Raw genomic sequence first — 24,371 nt, 5'->3', positions numbered from 1 at the left:
GATTGGGCGAAGTGAAATCTCTTCGCGTCATGCTGGGACATGTCGCCTGGACGGGGCAAGCCGGGAGATCGTCAATGTACTACGTCGCCGCTGCATTGCTGGTGCTGTCGGGACTGTTCTATTCCGCGAGCCGTCATGAGCTCGGCCAATTCGGAGCGGACGTGTGCAGCTATGGCGGCACGTTCTGCGACAATCCGGTGGATCTCTTCACCGGCGCGGCGCTGGCCGCCGCCTGGGGCATGTTCGTCAGCGTGAAGTAAGACGACCCGGGCAGCTTCATCCCGCACTGAATTTCCGCCGCCGGTTGCGAGCCGCGGATGGCCGCCGTTTTCGAGACGTCTTGCGATGCTGGCAATCTACCCCTGTTTTGCCCGACGGAGCAAGCGAATTTAGTATTATCAGAAATTCCGGCGTTCGCGCGGCAGGAACCTATGTTCCCGCATTCGCATTTGCTAGGGACACGCCAGCACCCCTGCGAGGTCCCCGTACATGCGCGACAGCGCCCTCACGCCGACGAAATCCGCGCCGACGCTGATGCAAAGGCTGGGACCGGGCCTCGTCACCGGAGCTGCCGACGACGACCCGTCGGGCATCGCCACCTATTCGCAGGCCGGCGCGCAATTCGGCTACGGGCTGCTCTGGACCGTATTCCTGACCACGCCGTTCATGATCGCGATCCAGCTCGTCAGCGCGCGGATCGGCCGCGTCACCGGCAAGGGGCTCGCCGCCAACGTCATGCAGATCGCGCCGCGCTGGGCGGTGCTGGCCCTCGTCGCCATGCTGGTTGCCGCAAACACGTTCAACATCGCCGCCGACATCGCCGCGATGGCCGAGGCGCTCTCGCTCGTCATCGGCGGCCTCAACCACGAACACGCGCTGATCTTCGCGGCCGGCTCGACCCTGCTGCAGGTGTTCCTGCCCTACCGCCGCTATTCGCCGGTGCTGAAATTCCTCACCTTGGCGCTGTTCGCCTATGTCGCGACCGCCTTCACCGTCGACATTCCCTGGAGCACGGCGCTGCTCGCCGCGGTGTGGCCGAAGGCAAATGTCAGCGGCGACTATTTCATGATGGTGGTCGCCGTGCTCGGCACCACCATCAGCCCCTATCTGTTCTTCTGGCAGGCCTCGCAGGAGGTGGAGGAGATGAACCAGGGCCAGCGCGACAAGCCGCTTCGCGAGCTCAGGCACGGCGGCAAGCCGGAGCTCGCGCGCATCAGGGCCGACACCATCTCCGGCATGCTGCTGTCCAACGGCATCGCCTTCTTCATCATCCTCACCACGGCGTCGGTCCTGCATGCCAACGGCATCACCAACATCAATTCGGCGACGCAAGCGGCCGAAGCGCTGCGGCCGCTCGCCGGGGATTTCACCTTCGCCCTGTTTGCGATGGGCATCATCGGCACGGGCCTGCTCGCGATCCCGGTGCTGGCGGGCTCGGCCGCCTACGGCGTCGCGGAGATCTTCGGCTGGCGTGCCACGCTGGAGGCCAAGCCGGACGAAGCGGTCGGCTTCTACACCATCATCGCGGCGGCGACCCTCATCGGCTTCGGCCTCGGCTTCACCGGGATCGACTCGATCCACATGCTGGTGTGGAGCGCAGTGCTCAACGGCATCGTCGCCGTCCCCATCATGGCCATGATGATGCTGATCGTCTCGAGCCGCGCGATCATGGGCCGCTTCAGGGGCCGCTCATGGCTGATCGCGCTGGGCTGGCTCGGCACTGCGCTGATGGCGCTGGCCGTCCTCGCCCTGCTCGTCTCTTCGGTGGTTGGCTGACGAGACCGGCGAAAGCGCTGCCGGGATGCGCTCGCGGGCGCATCGCTGCGCCCTTCACGCAGGTCCTCGGTTGGCCTAACAATGCGGTCCGGGCCCGGATCGAGCCACAAGAAGAAGCCCGGGCGACAGGGAGCGACATGAGCAAATCATCAAAAGCAACAAGCCTCGAGATCCTTGCCTGCGATGCCGGCTGGAGAAATTACCATTTCGTCAAGCTGACGACCGAGGACGGCATCGTCGGCTGGAGCGAGTTCGACGAGGGTTTCGGCTCCCCCGGCGTTGGGGCTGCCATCCATCGCCTCTCCGCCCGTGTCATCGGGCAGAACATCTTCCAGCACGAGCGCATCTTTGCCGAATTGTTCGCAGCGACCCGTCCCGCCGCCGGCGGCGTGGTGGCGCAAGCCCTCGGTGCAATCGAGAATGCGCTGCTCGATGCCAAGGCGAAGTCTCTCGGGGTCCCCTGCTATGAGCTGCTCGGCGGCAAGATCCGCGACCGTATCCGGGTCTACTGGTCGCATTGCGCCACATGGCGCATCAATCACCCATCCTGGTACAAGCCGCCAATCGAAAGTCTCGACGGCGTCAAGGCCATGGGGCGCGAGGTCCGCGAGAAGAAGTTCACCGCGCTCAAGACCAACATCTTTTCCTATGACGACGGCAAGCCGACCGGCTGGCGTCCCGGCTTCGGCTCACCCTTCGCCCCCGAGATCAACGTCGACCGCAAGATCCTGCGCGACCTGCACATGCATCTGGAGGCGATGCGCGACGGCGCGGGTCCCGACGTCGACATTCTGCTGGACTGCAACTTCAACGCCAAGACCGAAGGCTATCTGAAGATCCTGCGCGCCATTGCCGACCTCGACATGTTCTGGGTCGAGATCGACAGCTTCAATCCGGAGGCGCTTGGTTATATCCGCAGGCAGAGCCCGCACCCGATCTCATCCTGCGAGACGCTGCTCTCCTTGCGGGAATTCCTGCCCTATTTCCACGAGCAAGCGATGGACGTCGCGATCATCGACACACCCTGGAACGGCGTCTGGCAATCGATGAAGATCGCGAGCGCTGCGGAAGCCTTCGAGGTCAACGTCGCCCCGCATAATTTCTACGGCCATCTCTGCTCGATGATGAACGCACATTTCTGTGCCGCGGTGCCGAACCTGCGCATCATGGAGATCGACATCGATCGTCTGTCCTGGGACCGCGAGCTGTTCACGCATGAGCCGGAGATTCAGGACGGCCATCTGATCGTCCCGGACCGGCCCGGCTGGGGCACCGAGCCCAACGAGGACGCCTTGCGCGCGCACCCGCCGAAGACGAGCGGGGGGCTCCTCAATTACGGCCGCAGGAGCTGAGAGCTACGGCGTCACGGGATTGACGGTCGGGGACGTCTTCGGCCCCGGGCGTGCCGGCTCGACCGGTGACTTCGGTTCGGTCGGAAGCACGGCGGCGCCTGCGGCGCGCGCCGCTTCTCCCGTGGTCGCGTACATCGCGACATGAGCCGGCTGGGTCTTGGCGCGGCTCCACGGCCCGTGGTCGACGATCAGCATTGCCGCAATCGTCACACCCGCCACGATCAGCGCGATCACACCGGGATGCCGAAGGGCGGTGGAGATGGAGATTGCGAAACGACCACTTGTCATCGAAGGATCCGCTATTTTCCTATTGCAGGTTAACTCGACTGCGCCCCACCCGGTTCCCCCCGCCCCCATCAAGCAAGTTCCAGGCCAGCGCGTCCGACCCAGCTGCTGCAGCCGAATCCCAGCTGGGAACACACCTCCGACCGCCTCGCCTTCAGCGCACAAGCGCCGTCCGCCGCTTCACTCACCCGGAGCGATTGCGTTGCTCGGCGTCGGCCGGTCTGTGATCTGCTGGCCGAACAGGCTGCCGATCAGCTCGACTGCAGCACGCGCCGTCCGTCCACGTTCGTCCAGGAAGGGATTGAGCTCGACGATATCGACCGATCCTACCAGGCCGGAATCATGCAACAGCTCCATGATCAGATGCGCCTCGCGATAGGTGGCGCCACCCGGCACCGTGGTGCCGACGCCCGGCGCCACGCAGGGATCGAGGAAATCGACGTCGAAGCTGACATGCAGCACGCCATTGCTCGCCTTGACCCGTTCGATGACGCGCCGGATCATGACGGCGACGCCGAACTCGTCGATCTGGCGCATATCGACGATCCTGATCCGACGCAAGCGCATCAACTCCTTTTCGAGCTTGTCGATCGAACGCGCACCGAACAGGTCCAGCCTGTCCGGGTCGATCGACGCGCGCGGATCGTCGCCGAGCAGGCCGTCGAGGCCGGGCTCGCCGCACAGGAACGCAGCTGACATGCCGTGCATGTTCGCGGTGATCGTCGTCTCCGGGGTGTTGTAGTCGGCATGGGCATCGAGCCAGAGCACGAAGAGTTCGCGTCCACGCTCCTGCCAGTGACGCGCCACCGCGTTGACCGACCCCATTGACAGCGTGTGATCGCCGCCAAGGAAGATCGGCAGCGCACCGGTTGTCGCGATCTCATAGCCTCTGCGGCTCAGGACTCGTGTCCAGCGCTGGATTTCTCGGTAGTGATTGGCATTTTCAGGCGGCGTGTCGGCGAGGTCCCGGACTTCGGCTACGGAAAGATCGCCATAGTCGACAACCTCGAAATCCAGGCTTTCGAGCAGTGTCGCCAGGCCCGCAGTGCGCAGCGCCGCAGGCCCCATCAAGGTGCCACGCTGCGAAGCTCCCATGTCGATGGGAGCGCCGAGCAAGGCGATGCGCCGGGCTCGATCCGTCACGGTCCGATCGGTCACGGCCGTCTCCTGACTTCAGCAAGGTTGACCCAGCCTAACAGAGATTCGCACCCGACGTTTCCCGGAGAAGGTGCGCTCCGGTCGAATCCTCCGGAACAAAATCCCGTGCGCTGAATTGCCATTCGAGGCCGGCACCCGCCGTAATCACGGCGCCTGTCGCGGATAGCCAAAGGTCGTCAGACCCGCTGTTCAGAACGAGCGCTCGCGCGGATAGCCAAAGGTGTCGGCTTCCATTAATCAGGCCTGGAGGACGCGCCTTGAGCACCGAGATACCGCAATCCACGTCCCAACCCGGCATGGCCGAGCGTGCCATCGATGCAACGGCGGATGTCTCCCGCACGATCGGTGAAGTCGCCGGAGGACTGCGCGCAGGCGTCGACCGCCTGACCTCTGCCGTCGAGGAATCGCGAAAGCCTGGCGGGGCTCTCGCGACGGTCGCAGCGGTCACCCGCGAAGCGCCGCTTGCCAGCCTGTTCGTTGCGTTCCTCTTTGGCATGGCGGTGGCGCGCCGGCGGTAGAAGCGAAGCCCCCACTCAGGCAGCGCTGGCAGCCTTGTGCCCAGCCGCGAGGAACTGCCGATCGAATGCTTCAGCCGGCATCGGACGGCCGAAGAAATATCCCTGTCCTTCCTCGCATCCCATGCTGACCAGGAAGTCGGCAGTTGCCTCGTCCTCGATGCCTTCAGCCACGACTGTCAGACCGAGCTGCTTGCTGAGACCGATCGTCGAGCCGACGATTGCAGCATCGTCGGAATTCGCGAGAAGACCAAATACGAACGACCGGTCGATCTTGAGCCCGTCGAGCGGAAACTTCTTGAGATAGCTCAGGCTCGCATAGCCGGTGCCGAAATCATCGAACAGGACTCGGACGCCTAGCTCCTGAATTCGCTTGAACATGGCGAGCACGCGGCGTTCGTCATGGAGCAGGATGTCTTCGGTAACTTCGATTTCGAGAAGCGATGGCGTCAGCCCCGTCGCATCGAGCAGCGCTGCAACCGAATGCGCGAGATCGCCGGATTGGAGCTGCGAGGGTGAGAGGTTGATCGCGACGCGCACATTGTTGCCGGACAGTTCCCAGGCTCGCGCCTGACGGCAGGCGGTTTCCATAACCCAGTTTGCGATCCGCTCCGACAAGGCCGAAGTGTTGACTACCGGCATGAACTCTCCGGGCGAGACGTAGCCGCGCACCGGATGTCGCCAGCGGATGAGTGCTTCGGCTCCGACAAGACCGCCGTCGATCAGACGGACCTGCGGCTGATAGAACAGTTCGAACTCGCCGCGCTCCACGGCAAGTGCCAGCTCGCTCTCCAGTGTCAGCCGGTTCTCGAGCTCCTGCCTGATCGCACTTTCGAAGATCACATGGCTGCCGCGCCGCGTCGCCTTCGCGCGGCTCAGCGCCAGATGGCCGTTGCTCAGGAGATCGTCAGCCGTCTGCCCGCCTTCCGGATAGACGGCAACGCCAACGCTGATCCCGACCCGGTGCTGCCGCGTGCCCGCCGCGAGCGGCGCCTCGAACGCTTGCGCGATCCGCTCGGCAAACGCCGCGATCGACTCGCCGACTTCCGCGCAATCGATCGCGATGGCGAATTCGTCGCCGCTGAGCCGGGCGACGACCGCCTGACCATCGACTTCGCGCCGGAGACGCTCGGCGACCGCGCGCAGCACGAGGTCGCCGGCCGAGTGTCCGAGCATGTCGTTGATCTCATGGAATCCGTCGAGCCCGAGCACGAGCAATGCGACGCCAGAAGACCGCCGCTCCGCCGCACTGATCAGGTCAGCGAGGCCCGCATGCAGCATATTCCGGTTGGCAAGCCCCGTCAGCGCGTCGTGTTCTGCCAGGTAGCGAATACGTTCGGCTTCACGTTTGCGGACCGAAATATCGCGCAGGATCGCTCCGTATTGAAAGCCATCCGTTCCCTGCCAGCCCGAGAAGCTCGCTTCGACTGGGAAGGTTTCCCCGTTCTTGCGCCGGCCCTCGAACTCGACCACGACCGCCCCGCCCGGAACAAGAAGCGCCTGGCGCGCGGCGTCGTGCATCGACGGCCTTGCACCGCCGTCCACCGGCAAAGCACACAGCGTTTCGAACGGGCGGCCGATGATCTCGACCGGCATGTAGCCGAAGATCGCACTCGCGCCGGGATTCCAGACCGTGATCCGGTGCTCCTCGTCGGTGCAGACGAGCCCGTCGCCGAGCGACATCGCGATGCGATGGAAGCGGCTCTCGGCGATGCGTCCGAACAGACTGCGGAAATCGATTTCGTCCAGCGCAATTGCCGTCAGATAAGCGATGATAGCGATGTGGAACAGCGATGTGTCGATGACGAGGGGCCACCTCGCCTGCACGAGGGCTGCGACCAGTTCGGCAGCCACCCCGGCCGCGACGAGGATTGCGACGCGAATTCCCGCAGCGAAGCGACGCCACGAAGACATCATCAGCAGGCAGATCGCACCCAGGCCCAGGATCATGCCGATATCGGACGTCCAGCGCAGCATCCGGTTCTGCAGGATCGATTCAGCGGCCAGCGCCTGGAGGATCGACCCTGAGATGATCTTGCCGTTCGGAACACTGAACCGGTCACCGAGCTCGAGCGCCGTAGCACCGATGACGATCTTCTTGTCTTTCAGCTTGCCGAGCGTGGCGGTATCGCCGCGCAGCACGTCAACATAGGAGACAGCGGGAATGGAAGCCGCACGAATGCTGAAGTCCAACAGAAAGGGCGGCCGTCGATTGACGTCCTGTCCCGCCAGCACAACGGCCATCGACGGCATCAAGGCGTCGCCGAGCTTCTCGCCAAACGGATAGCGGCGAACGAGCCCGTCGGATTCGACCGCGACATTGACGACAGCCGGCCACGATTGGTTGCTGAACTGCCTCAGGGGGCGGTTGACGTGAGCCGCGCCACCATTCGGCGCCGGCTGCTTGAAGGACGGAAGGATCGTCGAGCCGCCGACCTCCCGCAGCGCTCCGACGAAGGCTTCGTCGGAGGCCGGGTCGGACGGCGTGCTGAAATCGACATCGAAGGCGACGTCATGCGCCCCCGCCGCATCGAGCCTGCGCAGCAGCTCCGCATGCAACCGGCGTGGCCAGGGCCAGACCCCGATCTGATCGATCGACGGCGCGTCGATGGCCACGACGACGACACTGCCGCTGGCGTCACGCGATTGCCACGCGAACCGCAGGTCGGTGAGCGCGTTGCGAAGCGAGCCATGCCATCCCGTGGACAGCACGATCGCAAGCGCGATCACCACCAGAATATGCGGCCGATAGCGTTTCACCCGAACCTCCCGAGCACCCACTTCATCGGATGCGCCCCCTCATCCCCTTACGGAATTGCCTCAGTGTCGGTTGTGGCCGTACCCGTTGCCATGGCCGTTGCTACCATTCCCCCCGCCATTCCCGTTACCATTGCCGTTGTTGCCGCGGCCATTGCCAGTGGCCCCAACGTTGCCGTGGCCATTGCCGTTGTTGCTGCTACCATTGTTGCCGCTATTGCCGTTATTGCCGCTGTTGCCGCCATTGCCATTGTTGCCGGCGTTTCCGTTGTTGGCACCGGGGCCGTCATTAGATGCTCCGGCTGTTGCTGCGGCGATCACCGCACTTGCACCGGCCGAGCTGCTGCCGCCAGCCGTTGCAGCACCGCTCGTCGTCACCGCAGTCTGGACTGCGCTGTTGGATACTGTCGTACCGGTCTTGCTGTCGCTCCAGACTGTCTCGGCCCCGCTGCTGGCGTTCGCGTTGCGCACCTGGCCGGGAGCAACGACGCCGTGGGCGAGTCCGCGCGTCACCTTGTGGAAGTTCAGCTTGACCTCGCCGAGCGAGCTCGAAATGCGCACGACGCCGGCCTTGGAGGCATGGGCTCCAGCCGCCTGATGCGATGGCTTCTGTGCGCCGGCCGCCTTCGTGCCCTTGTCGATCGGGCCAAGCGCGTGGATTGCATGGCCGTTCGCCGCATTGCGCGGCGCCGACAGGCCTGATTTCGGCACGGGAATTCGCTCGATCGTGGGAACGCGCGGCTTGCCGTGCTCGATCGGATTGAACGTCCCGGCACCGCTTAGGCTGAGACCGGGTTTGCCGCGCTCAAAGACGGCCGCCGCTTGTCCTTGCATGAGCTGGGCAATCTGGCCCGTCTTGAAATCGGAGACTTCGACCTGCCCGCGGAGCACGCCGACCTTGGTGCTGCCGGCACCCACCGTGACGCTGAACTGCGTTCCCTTGACCACGGCGGCGAGATAGGGCGTCTCGACCTCGAAATGCTTGACGTTGCGCTTCTCGACCTCGAGCAGGATCGAACCCGCCTGCTGGATGATGGTGGTCGAGAGCCCCTCCTTCTTCTCGGCCGGCAGGCCCACCACCGAATTGGGAGAGATCAGAATCGTCTCCTCGCCGCGAACAAGCAGGACGCGTCCGTTGCGCCCGGTACGAATGGCATCGCCCGGCTTCAGCGTCCCTTCCTGGCTCAACGACACCTGCTGCGCGCCGCTCGTTGCAAGCCAGACCTCGCCGGAGGACTTGCTGACAGACCAGGCACCGTCATCCGCAGCGAATGCACCGGAAGCCGTTGCCAGGGCCAGCGCCACGACGAAGGCGCACCGCATTCCAACTTTGCCGAGCATGACGATCCTCAGTCCGCGTTACAGCCGGACCTGAGGCGTATCCGAAATCACTCAAGAGAGGATTAGCAGGAAGAAGCCGGTGGCGTGGCCTCATTAACCAATCGTTGACCATAAAAACCTAAGAAAAATCATGCAGCTAACGAACCCTTACCGCCACAGGGCAATCCCTCCGTCAGACTACGGAGACGGCTTTGCTGCACGCGGCGGGAAGCGGCATTTCATTTCCGTATTGGCGTTGTTGGCACCTATTTTCACGGGAGTTCCGCAGGCATTCGCACAACAGGCGAACCAGCCGGGTTTCGATCCGCGTCAGCCCGAGAAATATTTCGAGAACCAAACCGAACGGGAATCGCAGAGCCGACCTCCGATCGAACTGCCGACAGTCGACCGGCCCAGCGCCGACGGCGATGCCAAGCTGCAGTTCGTGCTGCGCGGAATCAGCATCATCGGCGCTCACGCTGTCTCCCGCGAGCGCATCGCCGCAGTGTATCAGCCTTTTCTCGCCAAGAAGGTCGCGCAGTCGGATCTCGCCGCGATCGCCGGCGCGATCAGCGACCTCTACCGCCAAGCTGGATTCCACTTGAGCCGCGCCATCGTGCCGCCGCAGGACATTGTCGATGGCCGGGTCCGGATCCAGGTCATCGAAGGCGCCATCGTGCAGGCCGAGCTGAAGGGCGACGGCGCCGAGCAGTTCGGCGTGAGGCCGATGCTCGCGCCGGTTCTGGCCGAACAACCGTCGCGGCTGGCAACGCTCGAACGTCAGCTCTTCCTGATCAACGGCAGGCCGGGCGTCCGGATCGTCGACACCGCGCTGGAGGAGATCGGCGGTACGACCGGCCACTTCCGCCTGACCATCTATTTGAAGGCCTGGCACGTCTTCTCCTCATTCGCCGTGGACAATCTCGGATCGTCATCGGTCGGCCCCTGGCAAACCTACGCGACCGGCGCATTCAACTCCTACCTCGCGCCCGGCGACGTGCTGGCGGTCAACCTGTCGACCATTGCCAACGACCCCCGCGAGCTCGGCTTCGCGCGCCTGTCCTATGACGCACCAATCGGCGTTGACGGTGTGCGCCTCGGCGCTTCCGTCTTCTACAGCGCAGTCCGTCCCGGCGACGCACGCCGTCTCGACAGCGACATCACCACGACCGAAGCTTTCGAGGTGCGGGCAAGCACAGTGCCCTTCATGTCGCAATCCTCGGGGCTGACACTTACCGCGGCTGGGAGCTTCAGCAACGTATCCGAGCACGACATTTACGGCCCCTGGTACAACGACCACATCAGGACCGCCAGCCTGACCGCCGACTACCGGCTCCAGGATCGCTTCGGCGGCACCAGTCTTGCGACGCTGACCTACCGCCAGGGTCTCGACATCTTTGGCGCATCGCATTTCGACGACGATCTGTTGTCGCGCGACGGCGCCTCGTCGAATTTCTCGGTCTTGAACTTCTGGTTCACGCGCTACCAGACAATCAACGGCGCCTGGTCGCTCAAGCTCTCGGCTGCGAGCCAGACGGCATCGCGGCCATTGTTCACCTCGCAGCAGTTCTATCTTGGCGGCGCGGCCTTCGGCCGGGGCTATGGCGCAGCCGAGATCAGCGGCGATAACGGGCTTGCCGGCTCGCTCGAACTGCGCTTCGATCAGAAGCTCAATTTCCACTCTTGGACCGGCTATCAGCTCTACGTCTTCGGCGACGCCGGCGCAGTCTGGAACGACGGTTACCGACTGAGCGACGGCCTGTCGCTGACATCAGCCGGGGCCGGTGTGCGGTTCTTCTTGCCGTACGATCTCCAGGCGGATCTCGGGGTGGCTGTCCCCCTGAGCTACCGGGCGCCGGACAACGAGCGCCGCAGCCCACGCTTCCTCTTCACACTGTCGAGCGCGTTCCGGGTCTGCCCCGAGCGCGGCAGGGCCTACTGTCTCTAGCTGTCCTGCCGTCGATCGAGCCGGCATGCGACCCTTTTGCGGCCACGTCACAGACTTGCCTAAATTTAATCCCGTAACCTGCTCACGATCGCTCGACCTGGAGTTCCCGATCACCATGTTCAGTCAAAGGTGATTTTGAGACAGAACCATGAGGAAGGTGTTTGGTATCCTGGCTTTGCTCTGCGTCCTTGGTGTTGGGCAGTATTTTGTCGTCAGCCAGTTCGCAATCCGCCATGAGACCCTGACCCTATTCGACGCCTCCCGCCAGCGGCCGATCTCGGTGGAGATTGCCGTGCGGCGCGACGCTGAGACCAAGGCCAATCTCGGTCTGTGGAAGCTCCCGCTCGCCATCATCAGTAACGGCAATACCGTCAAGGCCACAGAATATTCCTTCCTCGCCAACGTCCTCGCCGCACGAGGCTATCTGGTCGCCAGCATCCAGCAGGACTTGCCGAGCGATCCGCCGCTGATGACCCATGTCGGTCAGCCATATGTCGGCCGGCGTGAAGTCTACATCCGCTGCGAAGCCAACATTCTCTTCGTATTAGGCGAACTGAAGAGACGGCAGGAGAACGTCGAATACGACCATATCACCCTCGTCGGCCACTCCAACGGCGGCGATGTCTCCATGTACGTCGCCCATCAGCACCCGGAGCTGGTGTCGAAGGTGATCACGCTCGACAATCTGCGGGTGCCTTTCGTGCTCAGCGACCACATGAAGATCCTGTCGTTCCGATCGAAGGACCCGCGTTTCGTGACAGATCCCGGCGTGCTGCCGACGCCGGAAGAGGCCAAGGCGCGCGGCATCGATATCGTCCACACCGGCGCGCAGCACACCGAGATGAGCGATCGCGGTCCGAACTCGGTCAAGGAGAAGATCCAGGAGGCGCTCGACCGCTTCCTGCGTGACAGCGCAAGCAGCGCGCTTGCACCGGTGGATACGAAGAGCCCGATGATCATGAACCCAGGTGACTATTAGCCGGGAATGTTTTGCGGCAGATCAAAGGCGGCTCCAAAGCGGCACGATAGAAGAGCCATATGGCCTTGGAGAGACACGTGTCGCACTATACCGAAACTCTTGATACGAAAAGCCTTCATACGAAAGGCCTTGGCCTGCCCGCGGCAAGAATGCCGTCATTCCTACGGCATCTCTAGACCCGCAAGCTGCTGCGGTCGATCATCGCCCGAATTGACCTCTCGCAGTTTCCAGGATCATGCTGCGGATGAGCGCGGCGACCGCGTGCGAACGCAGAAAGATTGCCCTATGTCCCGGCATGTGAGACGGATTTGCCTGCTGCTTGGCGTAATCTCTGGCGTCGGCACGTCGTCCGCCCTCGCAGCTGACGCGGATCACGGTGCCGATCTCGCCAAGCGCTGGTGCGCGAGTTGCCATGTCGCGGCGAACGGGCAAACCCAGGCGAGCGCCGACGTTCCCTCCTTTGCATCTGTTGCGCGCAGGCCGGACTTCAGCCCGGAAAGGCTCGCCTTCTTCCTGCTCGATCCGCACCCGAAGATGCCGAATTTTCCCTTGAGCCGGAGCGAAGCCGCCGATATCGCGGCCTATATCTCATCGCTGCGTTAGCAGCCGCCGGACGATCACGACCCGGTGCAAACGCAAATCCCTGCCGGAGGCCGGCAGGGATCAAGATCTCGCCGCGGAAGAAGCTTTTCCCGAGCACCCCTTGTCCTAAAGTCCGGCCCTGTGCCGTTCCCTTCCTTTTTCTGCCTGGGCCGCCGCCCCGGCGTCGTTCCCCCGAGGCTGGCCGCTGGAAGGCGGTCGGGCAAGTGTGGTATTCAGTTGAAGAAAAGGGAGGAGTGCGACCATGATCGAACCGAAGCTCGAAGTTCCGGCCGAACTGCGCGACCTGGCTGAGAAGACGATTGACCAGGCGGAAAAGGCATTCGGCATGTTTTTTGACGCCGCCACCAAGTCGATGTCGTCCGTTCCGGGTGCGGGGACGGAGGTGTCGAAGCAGGCGCTGGCTTTCACCGAGCAGAACATGAAGTCGGCGTTCGAGCATGCACGCAAGCTGGTGCATGCCACCGATCTCCAGGAAGCGATGCGAATCCAGTCGGATTTCCTGCGCAGTCAGTTCACCAGCGCCGGAGATCACATGCGCGAGATGACCGGCACTCTCATGCAACAAGGCAAGGGCAAGTCCTGATTCTCGGTGTGTGCACAGGGTGCCCACAAATTGACCTTGTGCGGCGTGGAGATCCGCGCTTCGATACTGGCGCAGGTCCATGATGGGCCACCGAATGACCTCATTCGCCGTCCGTCATCCTTGATCACTTCGAAACGCTGTCGAGGCGCGAGCTTCAGGAACGCGCGTAGCAGGCGCAGACTTTCGACAGTGCTGCTTGCAGGCACACCGAGCTTGAGATGCAACTCAACCGCGAAATCGAGGTTTTTCATCTCGCACCTATGACAAGCACCGGCCCTCGTGATCCGCCAAGAACCGAACGCCGCACCAGAACCAATCGCGACGAGCCTCGGCCGGGGACCGCCGAGTTCGCACACTGAACTGCATCCGAACGATGGCCTCAACTGCTCGGTTGCAACTATGCCAAGGAACAACCCATCCGGCAAGCCCAACCGTGGGTGTAGCGACGCTTCGTCTGCATCGCCTCACCGCGATTTCCGGATAACAGGAATATCGACCGCCGTCACCCACCTGCGTCAAGAAGTTGCATCAATCACGCACACAGCCCTGATCGCGATCAATCCGCACAACGTTTCAGCTTGTTTCCGATGTGAATTCACATCGTGCGCACGAATTGGCGATGCTTCAGCATGCACACGTAATTGTTGAGCCCGACTTCGGCGGTTGTATCGCCGGCATGAGAGGTCGATCTTGCAGCCAGTCCTGGTCTTGATGCGACAGTTCGCAGCCGGAACCGTCGGTCCGGGTGCAACTCCGCCGTGAACCGCCGTCCGCGAGCGAGCGACCAAGCCGTTGCGGCACGGCCACGCAGATACGGGCGCCATGGCTGAAGACTCATCGATTTGGGCGCGCGTCAGCACCAAAGGACAACGGCATGCTTTCTCGCTGCGATCTCATCAAGGGCACCGCGGTCGCGCTTCTCACCCTCTCGATACAAGGCGCATGGGCGCAGGAGACCAGGATGAACCTGTTCAAGATCGTCACCATCAAGGACGAAATCGTCGTCGGATTGTCGCAAGAGGAGCTTCAGGCGCTCGGCGGCAATGATGCGAGCGCCGTTGCACACGCGCTGGCACAAAAGGGCGACCTCACTGTCTGGCAATACAGCGTGCATCGTGGCCCGAACGGCGAACTGCAGCAGGCGCCGACCGCTAAGATCGGGCTTTTGGCCAACGCCTCGCTCCGCGTCGAGCCCTACACGACGCCTTACCGGATTGTACCTCATCCGTAGCGGCAGGCCGGCACGCCTGCGGCCGATGCCACAGGCGTGCCGCAATCATCTGCGCCGGTCCGCGCGCTGTGTCCCGGCCTCCGTCGCGAAGCCATAGACCAGCGCCAGCCGATCCAGGCATTCGCGAAAGCGCCGCCCGAAATAGTCGTTCCAGCGCTGCGTCCGGACGGCCCGACGCTGCCCGATCTGATCCATCGTCAAACCCAGCACCAGCACGTCGTGCACCAGGGCGGCGCCATCGGTGCCGAGCTCGCGCTCGACCCGGTTCAGCCGCAGCACCGCCTGTCGCTGGCTCTCGGTGACCGGCTCGCGCGTGCCCGTACCATCGACATATTCGCGTGTCGTATCCACTGCCTGAGGGCCCCGCTCCGCCCGCTCCCAATCGTCCTGGAAGGCGCGCCCGCCCCGGTATTGCGCCTCGTCGATCTGGTGGTGTGCGTGCAGCCGGCCGAGCGGATCGTTGCGGATTGAGCGGATGGCTAGGATCTTCTCGCCTGAATCGAGCGCGAGCGGATTGTCGACCTCCACCTCCGCCACCTCGGCATTGAACGGGACCTCCCGCGACCGCCGGTCGTAGATCTGCGCCAATTTGTAGGACTTGGTACGTCGGGCACGAACCACTCGGATACTCCTTGCAAGACTGACGATTGAACGGACGGCTGCCGCTTCAGGCGGCCGAGACCAGCTTCAACACGACGGGGCCTGCGGCACGGGCTGACGCAGCCTCGGAACGGCGCGCCAGGCCGGCATGTGGTGCGCAGTAGCTGGAGCCCGGCTGGCGCGGGTGGCCGCAGAAGGTGATGTCCTCCCCGTCCTTGTCGCCACCATAGGGATAGCGGCAGTCGGCCGGCTCGAGTTCGACCAGTTGGATCAGGCGCGGCTGGACACCGACACAACGCAACTTCACCCGCACCGCAGGCTTCATTGCGGACTTCGGCGGCAGGCTCAGGTTCGGCAACGCCGACCGGCGCGGCGAAATGAGACTGGGCTCGCCCGGCAAAGTTGGCACGATCGACGGGCTCGTCATCCATTCCGGCACGACGAGCCCGAGCCGCTTGGCGCGGCCGACCACCGCGCTGCGCGTATAAGCCGTTCCAAACCTTGCGTTAATCTGTCTTCCGATCTCCGCGTAAGACATGCCTTTGAGAAAATAGTCGCGAAGCGCGTCGGAGTGCTCCGACGGCCATTGGCCCGGTTCCATGATGCTGTCCTGTGATGCGCCTTCCGATCAGGCGACCGGGAAGCGGCACACACATTCCGTTATTCCGAATACGATGTCAAGCGATAATTCTGATATTCATAATTGCATCAATTCCGAATTTCGGATTACAAGAGGCGAGACGGCGCGCAATCGAGGGAATCACCATGTTGGACGTTGCAATGATCGAACGAGGCCTGGAGAAGACGGGCAAGAGCAAGGGCGGCCTCGCAGCAGCCATGGGCGTGCGGCCCGGCGCGGTCTCGGAGATCCTCGGCGGCGAGCGTCTGGTGAAGGCATCGGAAATCATTCCGATCATGGAATATCTCGAGCTCAATCTCGCGCCGATCATGGGCCGCGTCGGAGCCGGCGCGGTGATCGAGCCGGACTATGAACAGGTTCCCCCGGAAGGTCTCGGCGACATCACATTGCCCTTTCCGATCATGGAAGAGACGATCGCATTCGAGATCGTGGGCGATTCGATGCTGCCCAAATACGAGAGCGGCGACGTGATCGTGGTCTACAAGGACCAGCGCCATCCGCTGTCGAGCTTCTACGGCGAAGAGGCGGTGGTCCGCCTCAAGACCGGCGAGCGCTATCTGAAGACCATCGAGCGGGGAAAATCACCCTCCGTCGTCAATCTCACGAGCTTCAATGCCAAGCCGATCGTCGGGGTCAAGCTCGACTGGGTGGGTGAGATCTGCCTGTCCATGCCCAAGGGGCAGCTCGAGCGGTTGCGTGCGAAATCGGCGCGTCCTCGCAAGAAGGGCAAGTAAAGGCCGCAGCGATTTCTGATTTATAGAAATCGCGGTTGACAAAGTTCCGTTTTTCGGAAATACTCTGCCGCGTCCCCGACCACGGGCGCGGCAGGATCGTTTCATGCAATACTTCGTCGTGATGATCGATTATGGGCGGCGGGGCCGCGAGGCGGTCGTCGATCCCGAAATCACGAGGCGGGAGGTCATCTCCCGCATCGCCTTGGGTGAATACCGGAACATCTCGTTCATCCACGAAATCGTGGAGAATACCGTCGAGGACGTGACCGAGGCCATGCTGACCGAGGCCACCCTGCCCCAGATTGCGCCCGAGGATGTCGACCTCCAGGCAATCCGCCTTGATCACATCCGCGATCTGCGCAAGTACGAGCGGACGTGACGCAGGCCAAGCAGCTTGCGTCACGGCCCGGCCGAACATCAGACCAGAAGAACGGTCGATCCCGTGGTCTTGCGAGCCGCAAGATCGGTATGCGCCTTGGCGGCGTCCTTCAGCGGATAGGTCTGGTGCACCTCGATCTTGACCGCGCCGGACTTGACGACGTCGAACAGTTCGTTCGCCATCGCGACCAGATTTTCGCGCTTGGCGGCGTAGGTGAACAGCGTCGGACGCGTGACGTAGAGCGACCCCTTCTGTGCCAGCAGGCCGAGATTGAGCGGCTCGACAGCTCCCGAAGACTGGCCGAACAGAGCCGCGACACCGAGCGGCGCGAGGCAATCCAGCGATTTGAGGAACGTATCCTTGCCGACGGAATCGTAAACCACCGGCACCTTCTTGCCGCCGGTGATTTCGTCCACCCGCTTTACGAAATCTTCCCGCGTGTAGATGATCACATGGTCGCAACCATGCGCCTTGGCGAGTTTTGCCTTCTCGTCGTTGCTGACGGTGCCGATCACGGTCGCGCCGAGATGCTTGGCCCACTGGCTCAAGATCAGGCCGACGCCGCCGGCCGCAGCGTGAAGCAGGATGGTATCGCCGGCCTTCACCCGATAGGTCTGCCGGATCAGGTATTGCGTGGTGAGCCCCTTGAGCATCATTGCCGCTGCGGTCTTGTCATCGACGCCGTCGGGCAATTTCAACAGCCGGTCGGCGGGGATCAGCCGCGCCTCGGAATAAGCCCCGAGCGGCGAGGCGCCATAAGCGACGCGATCGCCCGGCTTCAGATCGGTGACACCGGGCCCGACCTCCTCGACGACACCAGCCGCCTCGCTGCCGAGCCCGCTCGGCAATTGCGCCGGATACAGACCCGAACGGTTGTAGATGTCGACGAAATTGAGTCCGACAGCCGTGTGGCGGATGCGCGCTTCGCCGGCTCCAGGTGTGCCGACATTGACCTCCTCCCAGACCAGGACTTCCGGACCGCCGGTCTTGTGAAAGCGAATGGCATGCGTCATGGGCGTTGCTCCCTTATCGTTGCAGTGAAATCCAGTGAACCCAACCGGCCTACGAAATAGGCATCTGGTCCGCCCCTTACAGTACCATCCGTAACAAGAATGTCACAGCGAACGACAAACGCCGACCGTTCCGCCTCTGTTCGAAAGAGTTGATGAGGGCTCCGGGGTAACCGGCAGTAGCTTTCGCGCGGGGGTTGGTGGTCGCCTGCGAAGGAGAGCCGCGATGCCAGCTTACGTTCAGCATCATCAGGACGTTGAGATCGCGCCTGTGAATTGCCCCACCTGCATGGGGTTCCTGCCGATGTATGTGCGCGAGGTCGAGCCGCATTGGAGCCTTGCCAAGATCGACTTCGTGTATGAATGCGCCGATTGCGGCGCCGAGGTCAGACAGACGATCCGCAAGCCGGAGCTGCTGCGGCACTGATCGCGCGAACGGCGAACCGCTTAACTATTTGCGCTAAGCGGAAAAAACGCCGTTCACGCGGGTCTGATGCCTCCCAAACGAGGCTTGTTCTTTGCCGGGAACGCAGGCAGAACAAGCCTCAACCAAGACCTTTGGGAGCGCCCTTTCGTGGCTGATCAGAAGGCCTCGACCTCGATCGAGGCAGTGGAGAGCGGCCTCGCCGCGCAAGGCTACATCGCGAGCCGGCAGATCGCGACCGCCGTCTATTTGTCGCAGCAGATCGAGAAGCCGATCCTGGTCGAGGGCCCCGCGGGCGTCGGCAAGACCGAACTCGCCAAGGCGATCGCGGCCTGGCGCGGCATGAAGATGATCCGCCTGCAATGCTACGAGGGCCTCGACGAGGCCAAGGCGCTCTATGAGTGGAAATACGCCAAGCAGCTACTCTATACGCAAATCCTGAAGGACAAGCTCGGCGAGGTTCTCGGCGGCGCGCAGACGCTGCATGCCGCGCTCGACCAGCTCCACGATTTCGGCGACGTGTTCTTCTCCAAGGAGTTCGTCGAGCCGCGTCCCCTGCTCCAGGCACTGGAGCAGCCGGGCGGCTGCGTGCTCCTGATCGACGAGATCGACAAGTCGGATGCGGAGTTTGAATCGCTGCTGCTGGAGATCCTCTCGGACTTCCAGGTCACGATCCCCGAGCTCGGAACCGTGTCGGCCATCACGCCGCCGACCGTGATCCTCACCTCCAACAGCGAGCGCGATCTCGGCGACGCCCTGAAGCGGCGCTGCCTGCATCTTCATATCGGCTTCCCCGAGCAGCGTCTTGAGGAACGCATCGTCGAAAGCCGCGTGCCCGGCATCTCCCAGACGCTGCGCCGGCAGATGGTCGGCTTCATCCACGAGATCCGCTCGCTGGATCTGAAGAAGCTGCCGTCGGTCAGCGAGACCATCGACTGGGCGCGCGTGCTGGTGCTGCTCCAGGCTTCCGAGCTCGACACCGAGATCGTCAAGGACACACTCAACGTCCTCCTGAAATACGAGACGGACATAGAAGCAGCGGCACCGCAAGTGACCACCTTCATTGCCAAGACGGCACGGTCCAACGTCTTCGGTTGACGCCGATGCGCGAGAACCTCCATCGATTCTTTCGAGCGGCGCGGGGCGTCGGCGTTCACGTCTCGCCCGCCGAAAGCATCGATGCGATGCGCGCAGTCGCGCAGGTCGGCATCTCCGACCGCGCCGTCCTGCGCGACGCGCTGCTCCTGACACTTGCCAAGTCCCAGGACGAGAAGCTCGCGCTCGGTGACTGCTTTGATCTGTTCTTCAGTCAGCCGGAGCCGCGGCACGACAAGCCCGAGGCCGGCAACGACGACGCTCCGCAGGATGCAGATCAGCCGCCCTCCTCCGGCGCTCCCCGCGATGCCGGCGAAGGTCAGCCTCCCGAAGGTCTAGGCCCGCTCGCGCAGATGCTGCTGTCGCAGGACCGCAACACGATTGCGGCTGCGATTGCCAGCGCCTCCGGGGCGGCCTCCCTGTCCGACATCCGCTACTCCACTCAGCGCGGCATATTCTCCAGCCGCATCCTCGACGCCATGGGCCTCCAGCGCCTGCGCGACGATCTCGACGGGCTGACCGCGACCAACCCGGCACTGGCCGAGCGTCTGCGCGCCGCGCTGGACGCCTTGCGCGAGGCCGTGCGCGATACGGTCTCTCAGGGGCTTGCACTCTATGCCCGCGAGGAGGCCGAAAACCTCCGCAACGAGATCCTGCGCAATGCGCCGCTTGCCCGCATCGAGCGGCGCCAGGTCGCCGAGATGCGCGCCCTCATCCGTCGGATCGCGCGCCGGCTGCGCGAGCGCTACTCGAAGCCGCGCAAACGCCAGCGCCGCGGCCATCTCGACGTCCGTCGCACGCTCCGCCGCAATGCGGCCTGGGGCGGCGTGCCCTTCCTCACGGCATGGAAGCGCAAGCATCGCGACCGGCCGAAGATCGTAGCATTGTGCGACGTCTCGGGCTCCGTTGCGCAAGTGTCCGATTTCTTTCTGCTGCTCATCCACTCGCTGCACGAGGTGGTCGACGATGTCCGCTCCTTCGCCTTCTCCTCGCACCTGATCGAGGTCAGCGAGATCCTGGAATCGAAGTCGCCGGAGGAGGCGATGTCCGAGATCATGTCCAAGGTCGGTTTCGGCTCGTCGGACTACGGCTCTTCGCTGGTCGATTTCGAGAAGGGGTTCATGAGCACGCTGACGCCGCAGACCACGGTGATCGTGCTCGGCGATGCCCGCAGCAACAATCTCGACCCGCGCGCCGACATTTTGCGCCGGATCTCCGATCGCTCGAAGCGGCTGGTCTGGCTCAATCCCGAGGGGCGGCTCGCCTGGGGGTTTGGCGATTCCGAGATGCCGCGCTACGCGACCTTTTGCAGCGTCGTGCGCCGATGCACCACCGCGCACCAGCTCGAGCGCGCCGTGTCCGATATCGTGGCGACCTATCAGTAAGCAATATTAGCCGCCCGCGTCAGGCGGCATTCCGCTCGGCCTGCGCGAGATTGCTCTCCCGAAAGTGATACGCGATTTCGTCGAGCGCGCGCTGCTCCCATTCCTCGGCCTGTGCGAGCCAGAATACCCGACGTTCCGAATCGAGCGCCGCGCGCTCGCGGCATAAAAATTCCTGACTACGGATTTCAACCAGCCTCTTCATGCACTCACACCCCTGTCGTGTGAAGCCATTCCCACGGAATAACTTAGCAGAGCCCGGAACGACCCGTCTCGCCATTTCTGTGCATATCGCGACGCTGAATAGGACAGCGACGCTTCCCGTGCAGCGCGGCAATTCGCACTGCAACATCAAGCGCAGATCATCAATTAGTGATCGGAAGTTGAGACGATATTCGCGGGCAAACGATCTTAACTCTTGTGGCGCAACGAAGTGAGCTATGGCTGATTTTGGGTGACGCGGCCTGATCAGGCGGCGTGGCTTTCAGTGTTCGGAATGACTTCGATTCCGTCGATGAACTTTACACCGGCGATGACTTTCGGCAACTGGTTCGTGCTCTTCAATCGCCGCCAGGTCTTCGATGCGGCGTCGATGAGCTTGAACACCATCAGCTTCGCAGTTTGTTGCGACAGCGATCCCTTGGTCCGCACCGTTCGGTGGCGCACCGTGGCGAAGACGCTCTCGATCGGGTTCGAGCTGCGTAGGTGGATCCAGTGCTCAGCAGGGAAGTCGAAGAAGGCGAGCAGCGCATGGCGATCCTTGATCAGGCACTCCACCGCACGTCCGTATTTGACGTGGTATTTCTCGACGAAGACGTCGATCGCGGTTTCAGCTTCGGCCCGGTGTGGGGCCAGATAGATGTTCCGCAGGTCGTTCTTCATGGGGCCCTGCACGGATTTGGCGACCTTGTCGAGTACGTTGCTCACTTTATGGCACCAGCATCGTTGGTGCCGCGTGCCGGGAAAGGCCTCGTCCAGTGCCTTCCAGAAGCCGAGGGCGCCGTCGCCGATGGCGAGTTGCGGGGCAATCCGTAACCCGCGTTGCCGCAGGTCGATCAGGAGTTCGCGCCAGCTCTGCGCGCTCTCGCGCACGCCGACCTGGAAGCCGATCAGCTCCTTCTTGCCTTCCGGCGTGGTGCCAATCAGCACCAGCATGCATTCGCTGTGATCTTCCATGCGGGCCTGCAGGTACACGCCATCGGCCCAGATGTAGACATAGCGACGCGCCGACAGATCGCGTCTCTGCCAGCGTTCGTACTCGACCTGCCAATCGGCCTTCAGGCCGGCGATCACCGAAGGCGACAGGTTCGGCGCATCCTTGCCGAGCAGCGCCGAGAGCGCCTCCTGGAAGTCGCCGGTCGAGATGCCGCGCAAATAGAGGACCGGGATCAAGGCATCCAGGCTCTTCGTCCGCCGCGCCCATAGCGGCAGGATTGCCGAACTGAAGCGGAGGCGGTCGCCTGGCCCGCTCGCTCCGCGGTCGCGGACCTTGGGACGAGCGACCTCCACCGGACCGATGCCGGTCGCAATCTCGCGCACCGGACCGTGCCCATGTCGGACCAGGCGCGCTCGACCGTCGGGCAGCGTCAGATTGGCCGTGCTGGCCAGAAACGCGCCAACCTCGATCTCGATCGCCCTGGCAAGCAGGTCCCGCGCGCCGGCACGAACGATATCGGTCAGTGGATCATCAACCGCGGACGGCTGACGGAAAGCAAGAACATTGGTAGTCTCGGTCATGGCGTATCGCTCTCCTCGAGAGGTTCTGGCAGGCTCGTCACCCGCCTCGATACGCCGCCTTCCTCACACCGTCATCACCCAGATTCCGCCATAGCTCCAACGAAGTGCGGCAATTTGTGAAGAGACGTTCTAAACATCTCACCGAATTCCGGACTCATTGTCGTCGCATGGTCTTCATGCAGCGCCGATAACAGGGGCGCGTGAACGTTACGATCGACTGAGGCAACATGAACGACGATTTCGACTTTGAGCTTTCGCCGGACCAATGGGCGGCCCTGCGTTCGCTTCGCAACCCGTTGTCGAACGGCCGTCTCAAGGCCCATCTCGTCGAAAGCCTCGTCGCACTCGGCCTCGTCGTCATCAATGACGGCGTGCCTGCCATGACGCCGACCGGACGCAAGGTGCTGGTGCGCGGATCGTGCCGGCTGCTGGATCTCGTGGCGTGAGCGATATGTTACCGAGTGGATTCGTCAATCCACCGGAGCAGCGGCGTTCCATACGCCCTCCTCCAGACGGACAGGAAGCGCGGAAACCAGGAATGAGCCACGGCGCCCTTGTAGGCCCAAGTGCGATACTTCAGACCCTGTTCTGAGATCAGCTCCTGATAGCCGCCGTGAACCTCGGTCGCTGTCCGAATATCCTTCAATATTCCTTGGGCGCAGGCCCGATAGGTCTCGCCGCCAGTGAATTCGTCATAGTCCAGCATGCGATCCGCGAACTCGACGTTGAACGTCGGCCAGCAGGAACGCCCCTGATAGGCTGGTGCCGCAATCCTGTGGATCATCTTGTTTCTGGGATTATCGGCTGAGACCAGGAAATGAAACGTGCTGGGGATACGAAACCGCGGCTCCGCAATGATCAGATCCGTCGTGGCCGCGAACAGCGCCCGCTCGCTCGCATCGCTCATATTCCAGAATCCACGATGCACGCTGACAAAATCCAGCGCGACCGATGAGGCCGGCGAGCTCACCGGACCTTCCAGGGAATGCCTGATATGGCCGTCTTTGCCGAACAGGCGGAGCAGGTCCATCTTGTACTGCGCAAGATCACGCCCGAGCAGCCGCTTCAGCTCGTTCTCGTCGACGAGCCCGAGCTGCACGCCCCACACGAAGGTCGTGTAGACGGAAGCATTGGTCACGAAGCGCCTGCGTTCGGCGCGGGTGTCTGTCGCGGCGGAGCGCGGCGCGTGGACATCGCAAAGCAAATACCTGGTACCATCATCATTGAACGGTTCGAGCTCGCTTGCGAGCTGGAGGATCGCTCGCTTCAGGTCACCGCCATATTCGGCCAGCAACAAGCGGCCTGCATGCGCGCATTGTGACATTGCCAGATGGGCGGCCGTCCTGTCTTCGGCAGAGATCATCTGCTGGAGACCGGCGAGAATACCGAGTAGCGTGTCCGACGGGCGCGAGAAATAGTTGACGCCGAGGTACCGACCGCGTCCCGCCGGGACGATGGTCGTCGTGACGACGCCGGCACGAACCGCCTCCAGCAACAAACGGACGCTCTTTTCGAGCAACCGAACCCGCCGCACCGCATCCTGCGGATCCATGATGGTTTCGGGGTCAAGAATGTCGGGATAGAACCACGCGAAGTCTCGCGGATAATAAGCGGAGGCGTGCGGGGCGCCTGTGACGAGGAAAGCCTCGGTCACCGAGAACGCGCTGTCCATCGAGTGCCGATAGAGGTCCTCGATAACCGACAACGAATGATGCGACTTTCTCAGGAACCGATCACCGAGAAAATTGACCGCCTGAAGAGCGTTGGCGACAAGGGTCGCAACCCCGCCCTGGTAAAACCGGTTTCCGCGATGTGACGGCAGGGGAATATCGCTCTTCATGTGCACCTGATGTCTCGCGATCC

The 24,371-nt window shown here is 63.0% G+C and carries 25 protein-coding genes; 15 read left to right on the top strand and 10 right to left on the bottom strand.

The genetic code is table 11. The annotated features are described in order from the left end of the window. Positions 1–74: 74 nt before the first annotated feature. The 3 genes from ABIF91_RS29825 to ABIF91_RS29815 all read left to right on the top strand — a co-directional run bounded on the left by ABIF91_RS29825 (position 75) and on the right by ABIF91_RS29815 (position 3,128). Positions 75–260 carry a hypothetical protein gene (locus ABIF91_RS29825; RefSeq protein ID WP_028178921.1) on the top strand — a complete coding sequence of 62 codons (186 nt, stop codon included), beginning with the start codon at positions 75–77 and terminating at the stop codon, positions 258–260. A 229-nt stretch (positions 261–489) separates the two neighbouring features. After that, entirely contained in the window at positions 490–1,776 is a 1,287-nt protein-coding gene (locus ABIF91_RS29820; protein ID WP_035676371.1) for an NRAMP family divalent metal transporter, read from the top strand. Between the two features lie 137 nt (positions 1,777–1,913). Beyond that, entirely contained in the window at positions 1,914–3,128 is a 1,215-nt protein-coding gene (locus ABIF91_RS29815; RefSeq protein ID WP_028178919.1) for a mandelate racemase/muconate lactonizing enzyme family protein, read from the top strand. A 3-nt stretch (positions 3,129–3,131) separates the two neighbouring features. On the opposite strand, the gene ABIF91_RS29810 is transcribed toward ABIF91_RS29815, so the two are convergent. Both ABIF91_RS29810 and rocF read right to left on the bottom strand, forming a co-directional pair. After that, positions 3,132–3,416 (bottom strand): hypothetical protein, encoded by a 285-nt coding sequence (locus tag ABIF91_RS29810; protein ID WP_028178918.1) that lies wholly within the window; start codon positions 3,414–3,416, stop codon positions 3,132–3,134. Positions 3,417–3,593: 177 nt separating this feature from the next. Then, the gene (gene rocF / locus ABIF91_RS29805; protein WP_028178917.1) at positions 3,594–4,571 is read right to left on the bottom strand and encodes an arginase; all 978 of its coding nucleotides are present in this window, start codon (positions 4,569–4,571) and stop codon (positions 3,594–3,596) included. Between the two features lie 257 nt (positions 4,572–4,828). Between rocF and ABIF91_RS29800 the strand changes: the two genes are divergently transcribed. After that, positions 4,829–5,089 (top strand): hypothetical protein, encoded by a 261-nt coding sequence (locus ABIF91_RS29800; RefSeq protein ID WP_028178916.1) that lies wholly within the window; start codon positions 4,829–4,831, stop codon positions 5,087–5,089. A 15-nt stretch (positions 5,090–5,104) separates the two neighbouring features. On the opposite strand, the gene ABIF91_RS29795 is transcribed toward ABIF91_RS29800, so the two are convergent. Together ABIF91_RS29795 and ABIF91_RS29790 are read right to left on the bottom strand one after the other, a co-directional pair. Continuing rightward, positions 5,105–7,846, bottom strand: coding sequence for an EAL domain-containing protein (locus ABIF91_RS29795; RefSeq protein ID WP_424579548.1), 2,742 nt, complete (start codon positions 7,844–7,846; stop codon positions 5,105–5,107). Between the two features lie 60 nt (positions 7,847–7,906). Next, complete coding sequence (locus tag ABIF91_RS29790; protein WP_028178914.1) at positions 7,907–9,184, bottom strand: FecR family protein; 1,278 nt, start codon at positions 9,182–9,184, stop codon at positions 7,907–7,909. A 130-nt stretch (positions 9,185–9,314) separates the two neighbouring features. On the opposite strand from ABIF91_RS29790, the gene ABIF91_RS29785 reads away from it, so the two are divergent. From ABIF91_RS29785 to ABIF91_RS29765, 5 genes are all read left to right on the top strand, one after another. Further along, positions 9,315–11,111, top strand: a complete 1,797-nt coding sequence (locus tag ABIF91_RS29785) for a ShlB/FhaC/HecB family hemolysin secretion/activation protein (protein WP_028178913.1) — start codon at positions 9,315–9,317, stop codon at positions 11,109–11,111. A gap of 148 nt (positions 11,112–11,259) precedes the next feature. Further along, on the top strand, positions 11,260–12,090 hold the full coding sequence (locus tag ABIF91_RS29780; protein WP_028178912.1) for an alpha/beta fold hydrolase: 831 nt from the start codon (positions 11,260–11,262) through the stop codon (positions 12,088–12,090). Positions 12,091–12,375: 285 nt separating this feature from the next. Then, positions 12,376–12,693, top strand: a complete 318-nt coding sequence (locus tag ABIF91_RS29775) for a c-type cytochrome (protein ID WP_028178911.1) — start codon at positions 12,376–12,378, stop codon at positions 12,691–12,693. Between the two features lie 241 nt (positions 12,694–12,934). Next, a complete protein-coding gene (locus ABIF91_RS29770; protein WP_028178910.1) occupies positions 12,935–13,276 on the top strand; it encodes a phasin in 342 nt (113 codons plus the stop codon). Between the two features lie 874 nt (positions 13,277–14,150). Further along, entirely contained in the window at positions 14,151–14,507 is a 357-nt protein-coding gene (locus ABIF91_RS29765) for a hypothetical protein (protein WP_028178909.1), read from the top strand. A 45-nt stretch (positions 14,508–14,552) separates the two neighbouring features. On the opposite strand, the gene ABIF91_RS29760 is transcribed toward ABIF91_RS29765, so the two are convergent. Beyond that, entirely contained in the window at positions 14,553–15,128 is a 576-nt protein-coding gene (locus ABIF91_RS29760) for a hypothetical protein (RefSeq protein ID WP_028178908.1), read from the bottom strand. A 46-nt stretch (positions 15,129–15,174) separates the two neighbouring features. Continuing rightward, positions 15,175–15,708, bottom strand: a complete 534-nt coding sequence (locus ABIF91_RS29755) for a GcrA family cell cycle regulator (protein WP_028178907.1) — start codon at positions 15,706–15,708, stop codon at positions 15,175–15,177. 164 nt (positions 15,709–15,872) lie between these two features. On the opposite strand from ABIF91_RS29755, the gene ABIF91_RS29750 reads away from it, so the two are divergent. Beyond that, positions 15,873–16,481 carry a S24 family peptidase gene (locus tag ABIF91_RS29750; protein WP_027576185.1) on the top strand — a complete coding sequence of 203 codons (609 nt, stop codon included), beginning with the start codon at positions 15,873–15,875 and terminating at the stop codon, positions 16,479–16,481. A 103-nt stretch (positions 16,482–16,584) separates the two neighbouring features. Continuing rightward, positions 16,585–16,860: a hypothetical protein gene (locus ABIF91_RS29745; protein WP_028178906.1), complete on the top strand. Its 276-nt coding sequence runs from the start codon at positions 16,585–16,587 to the stop codon at positions 16,858–16,860. Positions 16,861–16,898: 38 nt separating this feature from the next. On the opposite strand, the gene ABIF91_RS29740 is transcribed toward ABIF91_RS29745, so the two are convergent. Beyond that, positions 16,899–17,873 (bottom strand): quinone oxidoreductase family protein, encoded by a 975-nt coding sequence (locus tag ABIF91_RS29740; protein WP_028178905.1) that lies wholly within the window; start codon positions 17,871–17,873, stop codon positions 16,899–16,901. Between the two features lie 223 nt (positions 17,874–18,096). Here ABIF91_RS29740 and ABIF91_RS29735 point away from each other — a divergent pair, with 223 nt between their 5' ends. From ABIF91_RS29735 to ABIF91_RS29725, 3 genes are all read left to right on the top strand, one after another. Continuing rightward, positions 18,097–18,297, top strand: a complete 201-nt coding sequence (locus tag ABIF91_RS29735; protein WP_027545881.1) for a hypothetical protein — start codon at positions 18,097–18,099, stop codon at positions 18,295–18,297. A gap of 147 nt (positions 18,298–18,444) precedes the next feature. Then, positions 18,445–19,392: an AAA family ATPase gene (locus tag ABIF91_RS29730; protein WP_284282713.1), complete on the top strand. Its 948-nt coding sequence runs from the start codon at positions 18,445–18,447 to the stop codon at positions 19,390–19,392. A 5-nt stretch (positions 19,393–19,397) separates the two neighbouring features. Next, on the top strand, positions 19,398–20,774 hold the full coding sequence (locus tag ABIF91_RS29725) for a VWA domain-containing protein (protein ID WP_028178903.1): 1,377 nt from the start codon (positions 19,398–19,400) through the stop codon (positions 20,772–20,774). 19 nt (positions 20,775–20,793) lie between these two features. On the opposite strand, the gene ABIF91_RS29720 is transcribed toward ABIF91_RS29725, so the two are convergent. Together ABIF91_RS29720 and ABIF91_RS29715 are read right to left on the bottom strand one after the other, a co-directional pair. Further along, positions 20,794–20,976 (bottom strand): hypothetical protein, encoded by a 183-nt coding sequence (locus tag ABIF91_RS29720; RefSeq protein ID WP_028178902.1) that lies wholly within the window; start codon positions 20,974–20,976, stop codon positions 20,794–20,796. Positions 20,977–21,239: 263 nt separating this feature from the next. Further along, on the bottom strand, positions 21,240–22,508 hold the full coding sequence (locus ABIF91_RS29715) for an IS256 family transposase (RefSeq protein WP_038952271.1): 1,269 nt from the start codon (positions 22,506–22,508) through the stop codon (positions 21,240–21,242). A gap of 227 nt (positions 22,509–22,735) precedes the next feature. On the opposite strand from ABIF91_RS29715, the gene ABIF91_RS29710 reads away from it, so the two are divergent. Next, on the top strand, positions 22,736–22,954 hold the full coding sequence (locus tag ABIF91_RS29710; RefSeq protein ID WP_035678447.1) for a hypothetical protein: 219 nt from the start codon (positions 22,736–22,738) through the stop codon (positions 22,952–22,954). Positions 22,955–22,962: 8 nt separating this feature from the next. On the opposite strand, the gene ABIF91_RS29705 is transcribed toward ABIF91_RS29710, so the two are convergent. After that, positions 22,963–24,348: a hypothetical protein gene (locus ABIF91_RS29705; RefSeq protein WP_028178900.1), complete on the bottom strand. Its 1,386-nt coding sequence runs from the start codon at positions 24,346–24,348 to the stop codon at positions 22,963–22,965. Positions 24,349–24,371: the final 23 nt, after the last annotated feature.

It is taken from the genome of Bradyrhizobium sp. USDA 241, assembly GCF_049739505.1.
In the GTDB taxonomy this organism is placed as follows: domain Bacteria; phylum Pseudomonadota; class Alphaproteobacteria; order Rhizobiales; family Xanthobacteraceae; genus Bradyrhizobium; species Bradyrhizobium liaoningense.
The sequence above is the reverse complement of the archived record's forward strand: the minus strand, read 5'-3'. Positions and strand labels throughout refer to the sequence as shown.